This window comes from Microbacterium sp. J1-1 (assembly GCF_024498615.1).
Lineage (GTDB): Bacteria > Actinomycetota > Actinomycetes > Actinomycetales > Microbacteriaceae > Microbacterium > Microbacterium aurugineum.
The window spans coordinates 200,165-214,154 of record NZ_CP089590.1 but is presented as its reverse complement, the minus strand read 5'-3'; the positions used below and the strand labels follow the sequence as shown (position 1 = coordinate 214,154).

General features: G+C 68.1%; 18 protein-coding genes. 8 read left to right on the top strand and 10 right to left on the bottom strand.

The window, feature by feature from the left end; all coding sequences use genetic code 11:
• Positions 1-123: 123 nt before the first annotated feature.
• On the top strand, positions 124-594 hold the full coding sequence (locus LRQ07_RS01035; RefSeq protein ID WP_134352721.1) for a hypothetical protein: 471 nt from the start codon (positions 124-126) through the stop codon (positions 592-594).
• Here LRQ07_RS01035 and LRQ07_RS01030 read toward each other — a convergent pair.
• The gene (locus LRQ07_RS01030) at positions 591-1,199 is read right to left on the bottom strand and encodes a MerR family transcriptional regulator (protein ID WP_256535571.1); all 609 of its coding nucleotides are present in this window, start codon (positions 1,197-1,199) and stop codon (positions 591-593) included. The genes LRQ07_RS01035 and LRQ07_RS01030 overlap by 4 nt on opposite strands.
• A 70-nt stretch (positions 1,200-1,269) precedes the next feature.
• Between LRQ07_RS01030 and LRQ07_RS01025 the strand changes: the two genes are divergently transcribed.
• Positions 1,270-1,785: a DUF4188 domain-containing protein gene (locus LRQ07_RS01025; RefSeq protein ID WP_256535570.1), complete on the top strand. Its 516-nt coding sequence runs from the start codon at positions 1,270-1,272 to the stop codon at positions 1,783-1,785.
• Here LRQ07_RS01025 and LRQ07_RS01020 read toward each other — a convergent pair.
• Positions 1,782-1,943, bottom strand: a complete 162-nt coding sequence (locus LRQ07_RS01020) for a hypothetical protein (protein ID WP_256535569.1) — start codon at positions 1,941-1,943, stop codon at positions 1,782-1,784. The genes LRQ07_RS01025 and LRQ07_RS01020 overlap by 4 nt on opposite strands.
• A 221-nt stretch (positions 1,944-2,164) precedes the next feature.
• On the opposite strand from LRQ07_RS01020, the gene LRQ07_RS01015 reads away from it, so the two are divergent.
• Positions 2,165-3,118: a hypothetical protein gene (locus LRQ07_RS01015; protein ID WP_256535568.1), complete on the top strand. Its 954-nt coding sequence runs from the start codon at positions 2,165-2,167 to the stop codon at positions 3,116-3,118.
• A gap of 6 nt (positions 3,119-3,124) precedes the next feature.
• Here LRQ07_RS01015 and LRQ07_RS01010 read toward each other — a convergent pair whose 3' ends face one another.
• Positions 3,125-3,694: a TetR/AcrR family transcriptional regulator gene (locus tag LRQ07_RS01010; RefSeq protein WP_256535567.1), complete on the bottom strand. Its 570-nt coding sequence runs from the start codon at positions 3,692-3,694 to the stop codon at positions 3,125-3,127.
• Between the two features lie 75 nt (positions 3,695-3,769).
• Between LRQ07_RS01010 and LRQ07_RS01005 the strand changes: the two genes are divergently transcribed.
• On the top strand, positions 3,770-4,771 hold the full coding sequence (locus LRQ07_RS01005) for an SDR family NAD(P)-dependent oxidoreductase (protein ID WP_256535566.1): 1,002 nt from the start codon (positions 3,770-3,772) through the stop codon (positions 4,769-4,771).
• Positions 4,772-4,832: 61 nt separating this feature from the next.
• Here the strand turns inward: LRQ07_RS01005 and LRQ07_RS01000 are convergent, their stop codons facing one another.
• Positions 4,833-5,129, bottom strand: coding sequence for a hypothetical protein (locus LRQ07_RS01000; RefSeq protein ID WP_256535565.1), 297 nt, complete (start codon positions 5,127-5,129; stop codon positions 4,833-4,835).
• A gap of 72 nt (positions 5,130-5,201) precedes the next feature.
• Here LRQ07_RS01000 and LRQ07_RS00995 point away from each other — a divergent pair, with 72 nt between their 5' ends.
• Positions 5,202-5,597, top strand: coding sequence for a VOC family protein (locus LRQ07_RS00995; RefSeq protein WP_256535564.1), 396 nt, complete (start codon positions 5,202-5,204; stop codon positions 5,595-5,597).
• On the opposite strand, the gene LRQ07_RS00990 is transcribed toward LRQ07_RS00995, so the two are convergent.
• The 6 genes from LRQ07_RS00990 to LRQ07_RS00965 form a co-directional block, all read right to left on the bottom strand.
• Positions 5,584-6,060 (bottom strand): hypothetical protein, encoded by a 477-nt coding sequence (locus tag LRQ07_RS00990; protein ID WP_256535563.1) that lies wholly within the window; start codon positions 6,058-6,060, stop codon positions 5,584-5,586. The two genes, LRQ07_RS00995 and LRQ07_RS00990, sit on opposite strands and share 14 nt — an antisense overlap.
• Before the next feature lie 76 nt (positions 6,061-6,136).
• Positions 6,137-7,069 carry a hypothetical protein gene (locus LRQ07_RS00985; protein WP_256535562.1) on the bottom strand — a complete coding sequence of 311 codons (933 nt, stop codon included), beginning with the start codon at positions 7,067-7,069 and terminating at the stop codon, positions 6,137-6,139.
• Between the two features lie 96 nt (positions 7,070-7,165).
• The gene (locus LRQ07_RS00980; RefSeq protein WP_153243347.1) at positions 7,166-7,324 is read right to left on the bottom strand and encodes a hypothetical protein; all 159 of its coding nucleotides are present in this window, start codon (positions 7,322-7,324) and stop codon (positions 7,166-7,168) included.
• 35 nt (positions 7,325-7,359) lie between these two features.
• Entirely contained in the window at positions 7,360-8,082 is a 723-nt protein-coding gene (locus LRQ07_RS00975; RefSeq protein WP_256535561.1) for a 3-keto-5-aminohexanoate cleavage protein, read from the bottom strand.
• A gap of 47 nt (positions 8,083-8,129) precedes the next feature.
• A complete protein-coding gene (locus tag LRQ07_RS00970) occupies positions 8,130-8,357 on the bottom strand; it encodes a hypothetical protein (RefSeq protein ID WP_047523674.1) in 228 nt (75 codons plus the stop codon).
• A 96-nt stretch (positions 8,358-8,453) separates the two neighbouring features.
• On the bottom strand, positions 8,454-9,641 hold the full coding sequence (locus tag LRQ07_RS00965) for a MalY/PatB family protein (protein WP_256535560.1): 1,188 nt from the start codon (positions 9,639-9,641) through the stop codon (positions 8,454-8,456).
• 261 nt (positions 9,642-9,902) lie between these two features.
• Here LRQ07_RS00965 and LRQ07_RS00960 point away from each other — a divergent pair, with 261 nt between their 5' ends.
• The 3 genes from LRQ07_RS00960 (at position 9,903) to LRQ07_RS00950 (ending at position 13,903) form a co-directional block, all read left to right on the top strand.
• Complete coding sequence (locus LRQ07_RS00960; protein WP_256535559.1) at positions 9,903-10,925, top strand: LacI family DNA-binding transcriptional regulator; 1,023 nt, start codon at positions 9,903-9,905, stop codon at positions 10,923-10,925.
• A gap of 261 nt (positions 10,926-11,186) precedes the next feature.
• Positions 11,187-12,068, top strand: a complete 882-nt coding sequence (locus LRQ07_RS00955) for an ROK family protein (RefSeq protein WP_256535558.1) — start codon at positions 11,187-11,189, stop codon at positions 12,066-12,068.
• A complete protein-coding gene (locus LRQ07_RS00950; protein ID WP_256535557.1) occupies positions 12,065-13,903 on the top strand; it encodes a class I mannose-6-phosphate isomerase in 1,839 nt (612 codons plus the stop codon). The genes LRQ07_RS00955 and LRQ07_RS00950 overlap by 4 nt, the downstream gene beginning before the upstream one ends.
• The last annotated feature ends 87 nt before the right edge of the window (positions 13,904-13,990 follow it).

Below are 13,990 nucleotides of genomic sequence, written 5' to 3'. Positions count from 1 at the left end.
GCAAGAGAATGCAACGGGTCGCACGTCGGGCAGACGATAGAGGCCCTCGGTCGCCAGATGCCACCGGAACCGCGTCCTGACTCAATAGCTGCAACCTGTCGGATCGCCTGCCAAAGTGTCGTCATGTGGGAATCGTTTATTCCAGACGTCGTGGTTGCGATTATCGGCGCAGTGTTCACGGTGTTGATCGCACTAATCACGTATGTGCTGAAGGTTCGCCTTGATGAGAAGCGAGCGATTCAGTCGCTCATCAGCGAGCTTCATCGTCGACGAGCGATAGCCGAGGGGCCCGAACCGGTGATTCCTGGGGCCGAGCAGTCAGCCGACTTCGCCAGGGCCAACGCGAGCGTAGCGTCGATGCGCACAGAGATCCGTGCGACCCGCGACCGCGTTCGGCAGCTGGACTCACTTCAGGCTCCGCTTTCGGAGATGACTCGCTCCTGTAACCGGTATCTCGAACTCAGCGCCGCCTACCCCGACCACTACGCGGTCTATCTCGGCAACCTTCGACGAGAGTTGACTCCGCAGGTAGCCCAGCTGGCCGCATCCCGCCGGGGAATCGTCGCCCACGAACCAGGCGGCGGAGCGTTCTAAGAACCCCCAAACCGCTCCCCCGAACTCACCTGCTGCGCCACCCGCCGCAGGGCCAACAACAACGGCTCCACCAGCACCGACCCGAGCACCACGTATCGAACCGCAGCTTCCGCAGACTCCTCGGGCACCCCGGCGATCTCGGCATCCGCAATCCGCCGCATGCTCGCGAGGTACTCCGCCATCACCGCGTCCGGCACGGTGAACCCGACACGCTCCAGCCCCTGCATCGCGCGCGCGACCGCGTGCAGCACCGCCTGATCGCACATCCCCGGCTTCCACCCGAGCCCCGCGACAAGGTCCTCCGCCGCAGCAAGATCCAACGCCTCATCCACGGGCAGAGTGATCGCCGCGTGCGCCGTTCCGAGCAGGTCATGGGCATTCGCCGGCGGATCGTCCAGCGCCCCGAGCACCCGCCGCGTCTCCGCGATACTCACCCCGGCGTCGAGCAGTGCCCGGATCACCCGCAGCCGCTCCACGTGCCTGTCGCCATAGGCGGCCTGCGTCGGCGACGTCCGCTCGCCCTCGGGCAGCAGCCCTTCGCGCAGGTAGTACTTGATCGTCGGTACGGTCACGCCGGCCTCGGCTGACAGTTCGGAAATTCTCATGGCCACCTCTTGACATCGATAGTAGCGCTATCCAGTATGGATAGTGACGCTATCTAATCGAGGAGAATCCATGTCGAAAGTCATCACGGGTCGCATGACCCACCGCCACGAGGGCGAGCTCGTCGTGTTCCACATCGGGATGCAGATCAACCGCTGGTGGCGCCCCGACCTGTGGATGCCGGCCTTCGTCGCCATGCCTCGGATGCTGCGCGAACTCAGCACCGAACCCGACTCGGGCCTGCTCGGCTACCACCTGCTCCTCGGCTCGGGCGGACCCTACGTCGTGCAGTACTGGTCCTCGGTCGACAAGCTCTACGCTTACGCGTCCAACCCCAACCAGGAGCACCGCCCTGCCTGGACCGCCTTCAACCGCGCCGCCCGCAAGGCGCCGGGAGCCGTGGGTGTCTGGCACGAGACCTTCCGCGTCGACACCGCCGAGAGCGTGTACGTCTCGACCAAGCCGATGGGCCTGCCGAAGGCCACGGAGCTGGTCCCCGTCGGCAAGCGGCACGACCGAGCCCAGGCGCGATTCGCGGACGGACGCACGGTGACGACGACGACACCGCAAGCGAACGTCGGGAGCTAATCCGTCGCCCCACCCGAGCCGCGGGCGGCACCCCCACGCGTTCGCCGCCTGAACCAACGGACGACCGCCCGCACGAGAAGGAAGGCGATCGCGAGGATGGCGACGACGACCGCGACGCTGATGATGAGCCCCCACCAGCTGAAAAGCGATGCTTCCAAGACTCATTCTCCTTACGACAGAGCGAACGAGCCGGAGCTCGTGCAGACGAAGGACTTGCAGTCCATCTGCATGCAGGCTACTGCTCCTGTGACCTCGGCATTCGCCGTGCCAGCGGAACCGACCTGCGGTCGCGGGCACTGCCATCGCCGCCGAGTCCTGACGCAGCTCCCTTCCGCAGCACCCCTTCCGGAGCACCCGGAGTTCTGCCACCATGAGCCCCATGACGGCGGACACCCGCAAAAAGGACCCCAAACCCACGCCGGGCCGGTTGGAGAAGCTCCACGACGCGCTGAAGAGCCCCGGCGGACGGGTCCTCCGCTACCTCCTCGTCCTCGTCATCGTCGGGCTGGCCGTCTACCTGTCGCTCACCGGATGGTTCCAGGTGTGCGAGGTCGTCGACTCCGAGAAGGACGGCATCACCCGCACCTGCTCCGGCCCGAATCTGACGAGCGCGGGTGTGCTCGCCGCGGTGATCTTCGTTCTCCTGCTGCTCTGGCCCGACCTCTCGGAGTTCAGCGCGTTCGGCGTCACGCTCAAGAAGCTGGTCGAGAAGGTCGAGGAGAAGGTCACCGAGACCCGTGACAAGACCACCCACATCGACGACACGACCACCGCCACCCGGTCACGCCTGGAAGATCTGCAAGCCACCGTCACCACCCAGGGCGGGGACATCAGCGAACGCCTCTCCCTCATCCAGTCCGACCTGACCTCGTTGAATGCCCGCGAGGCCGAGCGCGACTCGGCACCTCCGTATTCGGAAGCCGTGCCCTTCCCCGCCGACACCGTCGCCCTGCCGCCCGCCCCGCACTGGGACAGCTTCGACCGCGAGAGCCTCATGCGCACGTGCGAAGACCTCTTCGGTCAGGACACCCTCGAGCGCGCCCTGGCGAACCTCGACGAATCGATGGGCGAGCAATGGTGGCCGGCCACCGCCGAGCTGGGGATCGACAGCCGGACCGCCGCGTTCATCGGACTCATCCTGGAACTGCTCCGCTCGTTCCGGCCCCGGTGGGAGGGGATCCGCCGCGACCCCTCACACGCGCGCCAGGTGGATGCCATCCTCCGCTCCATCGAAGGGTTGCTGCTCGCCATCATCAGCGGAAGATACGTCGACGACGCCTCCATCCGCGTCGCCGCCGCCGCTCTCCTGCTGCTCCACCGGCACGAGATCTAGTCCCGCTTACGCGCCGATCCCCCGCAGCAACACCGCCACCGTCGCGTCCACCCGTCCGTCGCTCAGCGGTCGCCCCAGCAGAGCGGCATAGCTGGCCATCGCGATGAACTGATCCGCGATGGCCGCCGCATCCGCGTCGGCCCGCACGTCTCCGGCTTCGACCGCCCGTGCGACCCGTGCCGCGACCCACTCGCGGATCGGCGCCGCTAGTTTCTCGTTCAACGCCAGCCCGAGGTCGGGATCCGACGCGGTCACCACGATCAACGCGCGAGCAACCGCGACGCCCTCCGGATCCGCCAGCGCGGCACTCATCGCCGAGAACCACGCCCGCAGGTCCGCCCCGAGATCGGCCGTCATCGGGACCGACACCTCAGCACCGGGCAATCCGCCCTCGAGCAGCGCCTCACCAAGGATCGCGGCCTTCGACGGCCACCACCGGTAGATCGTCTGCTTCGAGACCTCCGCGGCCTCCGCGAGCCCCTCGATGGTCACGGCGTCGTAGCCACCCGCGGCGAGCGCGCGCCGCATCGCCTCCAGCACTGACTGGCGGGCTTTCTCACTACGAGGACGAGGCACCATCCGAGCGTACTCAGGCGTACACTGGAACATAAGTAGACGCACCGTTGCGTAACCCGAACAAGGAGAACGAGCATGGCCCTCACCGCACACTCCACCATCGGCGACTGGATGAACGACCCGACCGGCGGCCCCCTGATCCGCGGACTCTTCGAGAAGACGGGCGCCGATCCCGAGCTCCTCACCCCGGTGCTCGGGCTCCCCCTTCAGCAGCTCGTCGCAATGAGCCAGGGCCAGCTCCCCCAGTCGGTCGTCGACGACCTCGTCCGCGCGGCCAACGGCGGCGAGATCCCCGAAGACGACGCCTCCGAGGGCTGGACCGAGAAGCCCACCTCCGGTCGCTTCGCCGGCAAGACCGTGATCGTCACCGGCGCCGCCTCCGGGATCGGCAAGGCCACCGCCGCGCGCATCGCCCGCGAAGGCGGACGCGTGATCGCCAGCGACATCGCCGCCGAGAAGCTCGACGCCCTCAAGACCGAACTTCCGGAGGCCGACATCGTCACGGTCGCGGGCGACCTCACGAAACAGGACGCGATCGACGCCGTCCTCGCCGCCGCCGGCGACCGCATCGACGGCCTCGCCAACGTCGCCGGCATCAACGACGACTTCTCCCCCGCGGGAGAGACCCCCGACGCCGTCTGGGACCGCGTGATCGCGATCAACCTGACCGCTCCATTCAAGCTCATGCGCGCGGTCATCCCCGTCATGGAGGCGGCCGGTCGCGGCGCGATCCTCAACGTCTCGAGCGAGGCCGGCCTGCGCGGCAACGCCTCGGGCAACGCCTACACGGCCAGCAAGCACGGCATCATCGGCGTCACCAAGTCCGCAGCCTTCATGTACGGGCCGAAGGGCATCCGCGTGAACTCCGTGGCCCCGGGCGGAGTCGCGACCGGCATCCCGATGCCGCCGCACATGTCGGAGTACGGCTCCGGCCGCCTCGCCCCGTTCCAGCAGGCCATCCCGACCGTGGCGACGGCCGAGCACCTCGCGGCATCCATCACTTTCCTGCTGTCGGACGACGCCGTGAACATCAACGGCGCGATCCTCGCCTCGGACGGCGGATGGTCGGTGCAGTAAGCCGCACCCGCGAGACCGACGCCCCCGCCGACCCGAACGGCGGGGGCGTTTCGCGTCTGGGTTAGGAGGAGCGCTTCGTCGTGAGCACCGCGGCAGTGAGAACCGTTGCGGTCAGACCGAGCAGTCCGACGCTGAGCAGCACGAGGCCGGCGGGCCAGACGGCGAGCATCACGACGTCGTACGCGTCATCGCCGAGCGAGTTCCACTGCTCGATCGTCCCGGTGCTCGTGAGCGCGATGCCGACGATCGTCGCGATCAGCGGAAGGCCAACAGCAACCGTCCACGACCAGCGACGGATGATCGTCCGCTGCGCTTCCTCCGCTGAGACGGTCGCCGCATCACCCTGTGTCGCTTCCATGCCTGCACCCTATCGGGGGCGAGGCGCGATTTCGCCGATGTGACCAGGGCAGGCCCGCCCTACACTCGACCCATGCTGAAGCTCACGTCGATCGTGATCCGCGTCGAAGACCTCCCCGCACAGATGCACTTCTGGAAAGAAGCGCTCGACTACATCGAGCGCGACCCGGCGGAGGATGACTGGGTAGTGCTCAAGCCTCGCGATGCCGAGACTCCGTGCATCTCCCTCGACGCGCACCACTCCGAACGGGCGCTGCCGCCGCGTATCCATCTCGACATCTACGCCGACGACCAGTCCGCCGAGGTCCAGCTGCTCACCGGACTCGGCGCCCGTGAGGTGCATTGGGATGGTCGCCCCGCCGACGCCGACTACATAATCATGGAAGACCCGGAAGGCAACCGCTTCTGCATCGTCGACCGCGCCGACTGGACCGAATGGGAACCCTCGCGCGACGTCACTCCTGCGTGAGTCGCACCGTCATCGTCGTCCCCATAGCCGTGACGTCGTAAGACAGCTCACCGTTGTCGAACGTGAACGTCTTGGTGTCATCACCCGAGGCGAGAATCGCCGAATCGGTCTTGCTCTTGTCATTGGCCGATTCCCACGTGAAAGACGTCGAACCGTCTTCCGGAACCGCGACCGTGCCCGCCCAGTAGAGCGACTTCGTATCCGGCGCGTTCCAGAAGACCTCGATCGTGTCGTCGGTGATGGTCGCCGTCTGGAAGCTCTCCGGGTCGTTGGAGTTGGTCTGCTTCCACTCACCAGTCAGGTCGACGGGCTCAGGAGCCTCTTGCTTCTCCTCCGCGGTCGATGACTTCGTGTCGCCTGCTGTCCCGTTCGATGCCGGGTCGCCGGCACACCCCACAGCGCCCACACCCAGCAGCGCGAGGAGGGCGAGAGCAGACACGGTCTTGGCAGCAGCAGCGTTCATGGCTTCTTTCTGGGAGGGAGTCGAGCGACGTCTGCGACGCTAGCAGACCCCGGGCGAGTACCAGTTCCCGGGCCGGTCAGAGCGCCACCTCGCGGGCGACCTCACGCGGACGGTCGCGCTCCACCACCATCCGAACCACCGTCCCGACCACCGCGATCACGAGAGCCACGACCACCGGCAGCCACACCTCCGCGAGCACCATCGGGAACAATTGCACCGAGACCCGTGCCATCTCAGCGACATCACCGTCGAGCACCCGCATCCCGAGCCCGTACTGGATCGCCGTGAACAGCGCGGGCACTAGCCACAGCGAGAGCAGCGCCACCACCCACACCACGATCCGCGACGCCGGCCGCACCCCGCACCAGACGAGTGCAGCGCCGACCACGATCGCCGGGATCCACCGCAGCAGTTCGGGCAGGAACACGGGCGGAAACACCTCGCCGGTGAAAGCCAGGAACCATCGGCCGACCCAGCTTCCGAACGGAACGGCCGCAAGCGCGACACCGAGCGCAGCGACACCGACCGAGCGGCGCGACGTCATCCACACGCTGAGCTGCGCCAGGAGGGCGGCCACGATCACGCCGCCCAGGATGCCGGCGAAGTAGAGCATCGCGCGCGAGTCACCCCCACGGCCGAGCCCGAGCCCTCCGGCCAACACGCCGAAGCTCTGCATGATCGCGACCAGATGCACGACCGCGATACCGAGAGCCGCCGGCCAGACAGCGACGTCGCGGCGCCGCGCGACCACGTGCACCGCGATGCCGGCGAACACCCCGCCGAGCAGCACCAGAGAGAAGAGCAGCGTCGCCTGATATTGACTCAGCGGCAGCAGCACGAACGGCATGTCCTCCGGCATCGTCGGCGACGCCCACAAGTTCTGCAACGGCAACGTGCCGACAATCACCCACGGCAAGAGGCCCAGCGCAGCACCACCGATGCCGAGGAAGAGCGGCAGAGCGCGCGACCGCTCGATCGGATCGGCAGCGACGACGGGCGATTCAGTCATAGAGAAGAACGTGTCACACGCGGGCCGGGCTCCCGGGAAGACACGACCAAGTCCGCCCGGGTGGCGACCGTGCAGTTCAGCCGAGGAGCCCGGAGATCAGACCTGACCCGGACGCCCGTCACGCGCCATCGCCTGCCGATGCGAGGAGAGAGCCGCACGCACGGCCGAGTAGATCACCAGCCACGAGATGAGGATGCCGCTGAGGAACACGGCCGCCCAGAACAGGATGAAGAGAAGCACGTTTTCACCGAACATGACCCCAGGATGCCCCCGAGGCGCTGCCGGGTCGGTCAGACTCCCCGCATCCGCTCGATAGCCACCCGAACCAGCGCCGCATTGCCGGGCGCCGTGCTGCCGTCGGGAAGGAGGAGCGTGTCTTCCAGCCCGATCCGTGCGGCCAGGCCGAGTTCGACCGCCAGATCGAACACGGGCCATGTCGACCTCTCCTCGCCGTGGAGCAGGATCGGCATGCCAGGTTCCTCCAGCCGGACGTGCGCGATCATCGCCTCGGCATGCGCGCGCACGGTCTCTGCCCGCTCATCCGGCAACTCGATCAGCACCCGCAAGCACTCGCCCCGGACGGGCGAACGCTTCCACACCTCGAATCCGGACGCATCCCACAGCCCCGCTTCCACCGCGATGCCACGGCGCAGCAGCGAAGCCGCCACCTCGTCAGCACCGACCTCATGCCAGTTCACGGAGGCATGATCGGGCGCCTCCGTCCAAGACGCGATCGCAGCCAGACGACGTTCGACATCGGGTTCCGCCCACGCCCCGGTCGTGACCCCCACCGGGACACCGGGCTGCGCCGCGCGGACGGCTGCGACCCACCGCGAGACGTCCGGCGCTGCGAGGCTGTCCTGCCCGCGCGCGTTCTTCGGGTGCACATGCACCTCTTGGGCGCCCGCATCCACAGCCCGCGCCGCATCCTCGGCGACAACGCTCGCATCCGCGCTCAACCACGGATGCTCGACCGGATCGCGGGCACCGTTGACACATGCCTGCAGCAGCATCCCTTCTTCAGGACCCTGCCGCGAAGGCGGATCGGAGGGCGCCCCGATCACCCGATCAGCTCACGCGGGTGGAGATCGTAGATGTGCGCCTCCGGCGAGGGCCCCTCCTCCGTGCGCACGGTGTGCGCGACTTGGCGCGCGACCGCCGCGCTGCGACCGACCTTCACCGCCTCGGCCTCATCTTCGAAGCTGCTGCCCAACGTCTGCGATTCACCCTCGATGCGGTTGAACCAGATGCCGTTGCGGTGGAACGTCTCGATATCGCCGGCGGCCATGCGGAATCCCTTCTCTCGCATTCCTTTCTACGCCAGACCACTGACACCGGCAGAGCCCCTTGACACCCTCTTGACAGGAGCTCGAGGCCGACGCCGTCAGCGCAGGAGACCGGCTTCCCGGACCGCCGCACCCATCGCCGTGACAGCCTGCGCGAGGATGGGACGGGGCGTCGCGAACACGACTCGCACATGGCTCTCCGCACCGCGACCCAACAGCCGCCCCTCGGTGAGTACGACTCCCGCCCGCTCGCGGAAGAACTCGGCGGGCGGCCCCGGGATCCGCAGGGCAGCGGTATCGATCCAGCCGATGTATGTCGCCTCGGGAATGCGGTACACCGCACCCGGCAGGTGTTCGTCCACCAGCGCCGCGAGCGCATGCCGCGACCCGTCGAGGTACGAGGTCACCTCCGACAGCCATGGCCCGCCGTGACGGTATGCGGCGGTCGAGGCCACAACCCCCGGGGTAGACGCACCGTGCTGCACCGCGAAGCCGAACCGCCGATACCGCGCCTGGTCGGCGTCGTTCGAGGTGATCAGCTGCGCCGACTTCAGTCCGGGGATGTTCCACGCCTTCGAGGCACTCGTCCCCGTGACGGTGTGCGCGGCGGTGGCATCCGAGATCGAGGCATACGGCACGAACGGGGCGCCGTCATAGCGGAGCGGGGCGTGGATCTCGTCCGCGAAGACCCGTCCGCCGTGCCGCTCCACCACCTCCGCGATCGCCTCGAGTTCTTTGCGACCGAGGAGCGTGCCGGTGGGATTGTGCGGATTGCACAGCACGAGCGTGCGCGCTCCTGCAGCGAAGGCCTCGTCGATGCGCTGCAGGTCGTGCTGCCACCGCCCGTCGACCTCGACACCCGGGACCTCGATGACCGGATGGCCGATCGCCGGAAGATATGTCAGGAAGGGCATGTACGCCGGAGTGGGCACGATCACGGGCGACCCCGCGGGCGCATACTCCCGCACCGCGACGCCGAGAGCCGCCATCACATCCGACACCGGGTGCACGCGCTCCGGGTCGACCGCCCAGCCGTACTCGTCCTGCATCCACGCGGCGGTGGCCTCTCCGAGTTCTGCAGCCTGCGGGGGCGACAGGTAGCCGAGGTTCTCGTCATCGATCGCGCGGTGCAGCGCGTCGGCGATATCGGGCGCGATCCCGAAGTCCATCTCTGCCACCCACGCGCCGATCCGACCGGGATGCAGGCTCCACTTGCGGCTCTGCGGACGATCGAGGTGCACTCGAGTGCGCGCATCGAACGGATGCGACGGACAGTCGTCAGGCATGGTCTCCTCCCGGGCAGGATCCGACCAATCTACGGACGGCCGCGCGCCGGTGCAGGTCAGATTTCGGTGCGTGACGACGCCGGGGGCGTGGGGCTCGGGTCTGCAGCGTTCACAACTCCGGAAGATTGCGCTCCGCTGGCGCTCAACCGGGTCCGGAGGACTCATCAGCAAGATTTCTCCTGAGTTGTGAACGCGACGCGCCGCGGCTGCCCCGCTGGTAACGTTCCCTTGATCGGCGACACCACACCTCGGAGGGCAGTGATGAGCGAACGAGCGCGCCGCCCGACCGTCAAGGAAGTCGCGACCCGAGCGGGCGTGAGCCCCATGACCGTGTCGCGCACCCTCTCCGGCGGACTCAACGTGAAGCCCGACGTGCAGCAGCGCGTCATGGAGGCCGTCGCCGAGCTCGGCTACCACCGCAACGAGAACGCCCGCAGCATCCGCCCCGGCCACAGCAGCGGACTCATCGGCGTCGCGATCACGAACATCGCCAACCCGTACTACAGCACCTTCGCGCTGGGCGTCGAGGAGGAAGCCGCACTGACGGGCCGTCGCATCCTCCTCGGGAACACGTCCGAGGACGTCGCACGCGAGGCCGACCTTGTGGGTGACTTCCTCGGTCGCCGCGTCGACGGGCTCATCGTGGTCCCCGCCGGCACCTCGTCCGCGCACCTCGCCCATTCCCAGAGTCAGGGTGTCCCCGTGGTCCTCGCCTCCCGCCGCATCGAGGGGCTCGCCGCCGACAGCGTCGTGCTCGCAGACGACGACGGCGCCCACCGCGGAACCAGCGCGCTCATCGAGCACGGCCACACCCGCATCGGCTACCTCGGCAACGCGCTCTCGATCTTCACCGGTGAGCGCCGCTACGCCGGCTTCGTCCGCGCCCTGTCGGAACACGGTCTGACCGTCGACCCGGACATCGTCGCCACGAACCAGCAGACCGTCGACCAGGCCCGCGACGCCACCCGCGCCCTCCTCGACGCCGCGCATCCCCCCACCGCGATCTTCTGCGCCAACAACCGCAACGCGATCGGTGCCTTGAAGGAGATCAGCGCCCAGTTGAACGCCGGATCGCGCCGTGCCACCGACTTGCCGGAGATCGTGAGCTTCGATGACTTCGAGCTCGCCGAGCTCTCTCCGGTGCCGATCAGCGTGATCGACCACGATCCACGCGAACTGGGCCGAGCCGCCACGCGTCTGCTGCTCGACCGTCTCGACGGGGGGAAGCTCGACGCCTCGACCCGCGAGATCGAGCTGCCGGTCTCACTCCGCGGCGTGCGCTGACTCCCTCCGCGCGCCTCGCACCTCGCACCTCGCCCCTTCCGGATGCATGATCCCGCACCGGATGCATGAGCGTGCGCTCACACCGCGTCATGCACGCGTCCGCGAGTCATGCATCCGGCACCGAACCACCGACACCAGCGCCACCACCGCCACCGCACCCGCACCCGCACCCGCCCCCGCACCGACACCAACACCGGTACCGAGGTGTTGACACCCCTCCACCGCATTGATAACGTTACCAATCATCGACGAGGAGGACCGATGGAGCTGTGCATCGACTTCGGGGGCACCGAGATCAAACTCGCCCTGATCGACGGCAGCCGTATCGTCGCAGCACGCAGCGTCCGCATCGAAGGAACGACCGCCGACCTCTCCGTAGCCGCCGCGGAAGCCCACCGTCTCCTCGACGACGCGCACCGCCCCGCAGAGGCCGTCGGCATCGCGGTCCCCGGCGTCGTCGACCCGCACTCCGGACGGATGCTGCACGCCAACGCGAAATACGACTTCCTCCGCGACTTCGACCTGAGCGCCTGGTCCCTGACCGAGTTCGGGCTCCCCGCCACGGTCGAGAACGACGCCAGGGCCGCCCTCATCGGCGAGACGTCGTCGGGCAGCGCACCCGGAGAACGCGATGCGGTGCTCGTCACCCTCGGCACCGGGATCGGCACGGCGGCCATGATCGACGGCACACCTCTGCGTGGACGCACCGGGCACGCCGGCATCCTCGGCGGACACCTCACGGTCGACCTCGACGGGCCCCTCTGTCCCTGCGGCAACGTCGGCTGCGGAGAAGCCCTCGCGAGCACACGTGCCCTCCCGGAGGCCGTCACGATGACCGAGGTCTTCACCGCCGACGCGCATGCGGCACTCCGGGCGAGGTTCCTGCACGTGTGGGGCGCGGTCGTCACGTCGCTCGTGCATTCCTACGACCCGGCCGTGGTGATCCTCTCCGGCGGAATCCTCCGGGCAGGAGACGCGGTCCGTGCGCCGATCGAAACCCACGTCCGCACACACCTCTGGCCCTCGATGACGCCCCCGCGCTTCGTCGTCCCGCCGGAGCCCGAGCTCTCGGTAGCCCGCGGACTCAGCGTCCTGGCCCGTTCGACGACCACCCACACCGCAACACCGCAGGAGGAAAAGTGACCACCCCGATCAGCGACATGCACGAAGGGCACACGACCCGAGGTCGCTACGACACCCAGCCCACCGTGGCCCTGCCGGAGGGCGAGCGCATCCTCCGCGGCGCCGACGGCTGGGAAGCAGCGGCCGAGCTCGCCGAAGCCTGTGCACGCGTGACCGGCACCGCTCCCGTGCTCCTCGTCGACACGTACCCGGGCGTCGACCTCCCGACCCTGACGGCACAGGTGCGATCCGCCCTGCCGGAGTGGACCGTGCAGGATGTCGAGACCGCCGCTCGCCCGGTCGCCGAGGTCGAGCAGCTGATCGCGCCGAACCTCACCGACGACCGGGTCTTCGGCGTCATGAGCCACTTCACCCTCGCCGACTTCTACGACGCCGCGCAGCTCGACGCCCTCGCCGCCGGCATCACGCAGACCCCGACCGTCGTGATCGGCTGGGGCGCCGCTCTCCTGGCGCCGCGCCTGGACGGCTCCGCCGCGACGGTGCTCGTCGACATGGCCCGCTGGGAGATCCAGCTGCGCCAGCGCAAGGGTGCCACCAACTGGCGCGCCGACAACGCGGCGGAAGACAACCTGCGCAAGTACAAGCGCGGCTTCTTCGTGGAGTGGCGCGTCGCCGACCGTCACAAGCGCAGCCTCTTCGAGACACTCGACTTCGTGCTCGACGGCAACGCGATCGCCCCGGCCGAGCCGCATCCGGATTCCCCGGAGGCGGGCATGATCACGGGCACCGCCTTCCGGCAGGCGCTGAAGGATGCCGCGTCCCGGCCGTTCCGCGTCGTGCCGTTCTTCGACCCCGGCGTCTGGGGTGGGCAGTGGATGAAGAACCTCATCGGACTCGACCCCTCGAAGGACAACTACGCGTGGTGCTTCGACTGCGTCCCCGAGGAGAACTCGCTGCTGCTCGAAGGCGAGGGCGGAGTGGTCGAGATCCCCGCGCTCGACCTGGTGTTCAGCCGCCCGGCCGATCTGCTCGGCGCGAAGACCTTCTCCCGCTTCGGCGCGGAGTTCCCGATCCGCTTCGACTTCCTCGACACGATGGACGGCGGCAACCTCAGCCTGCAGGTGCATCCGCTGACCGACTACATCCAGAACACGTTCGGCATGCACTACACGCAGGACGAGAGCTACTACATGCTCGACGTTGGCGACGACGCCGTGGTCTACCTGGGCACGAAGGAGGGCATCGACCGCGCCGAGATGCTGCAGGACCTGGCCACCGCGCAGGACGGCGAGCACCCCTTCCCGGCGGAGAAGTACGTCAACTCGTTCCCGGCCCGCAAGCACGACCACTTCGCGATCCCGGCGGGCACCATCCACTGCTCGGGCGCGAACTCGATGGTTCTCGAGATCTCGGCGACGCCGTTCATCTTCACCTTCAAGCTCTGGGACTGGGGCCGTGTCGGCCTCGACGGCGTGCCTCGTCCCGTGCACCTCGACCACGGCGCCCGCAACATCCAATGGGACCGCGACACGACGTGGGTCGGCGACAACCTCATCGACCAGGTCGAGACCATCCGCACCGACGGTGACGTCATCGAGGAGAGCACCGGCCTGCACGAACTGGAGTTCATCGAGGTGCGCCGGCACTGGTTCGAACAGGGCGCCGACCACGACACCGAGGGCACGGTCAACGTGCTCAACCTGGTCGAGGGGGACGAGGTGCGCGTGGTGAGCCCGACCGACGCCTTCGCGCCCTTCGTGATCCACTACGCCGAGACGTTCATCGTCCCGGCCGCGGTGGGGGCGTACCGGATCGAACGGACCGAGAACTCGCGCAGCGCCCGCTTCGCGACCGTCAAGGCCTACGTGCGCGGCTCGCGCACGAGTGACAACTGAACACCGCGCACCATGCAGCATCCATCGCCGGGGACTCCCACCACAGGAATCCCTTGCACCGCATCCATCACCTTGGTAGCGTGAATC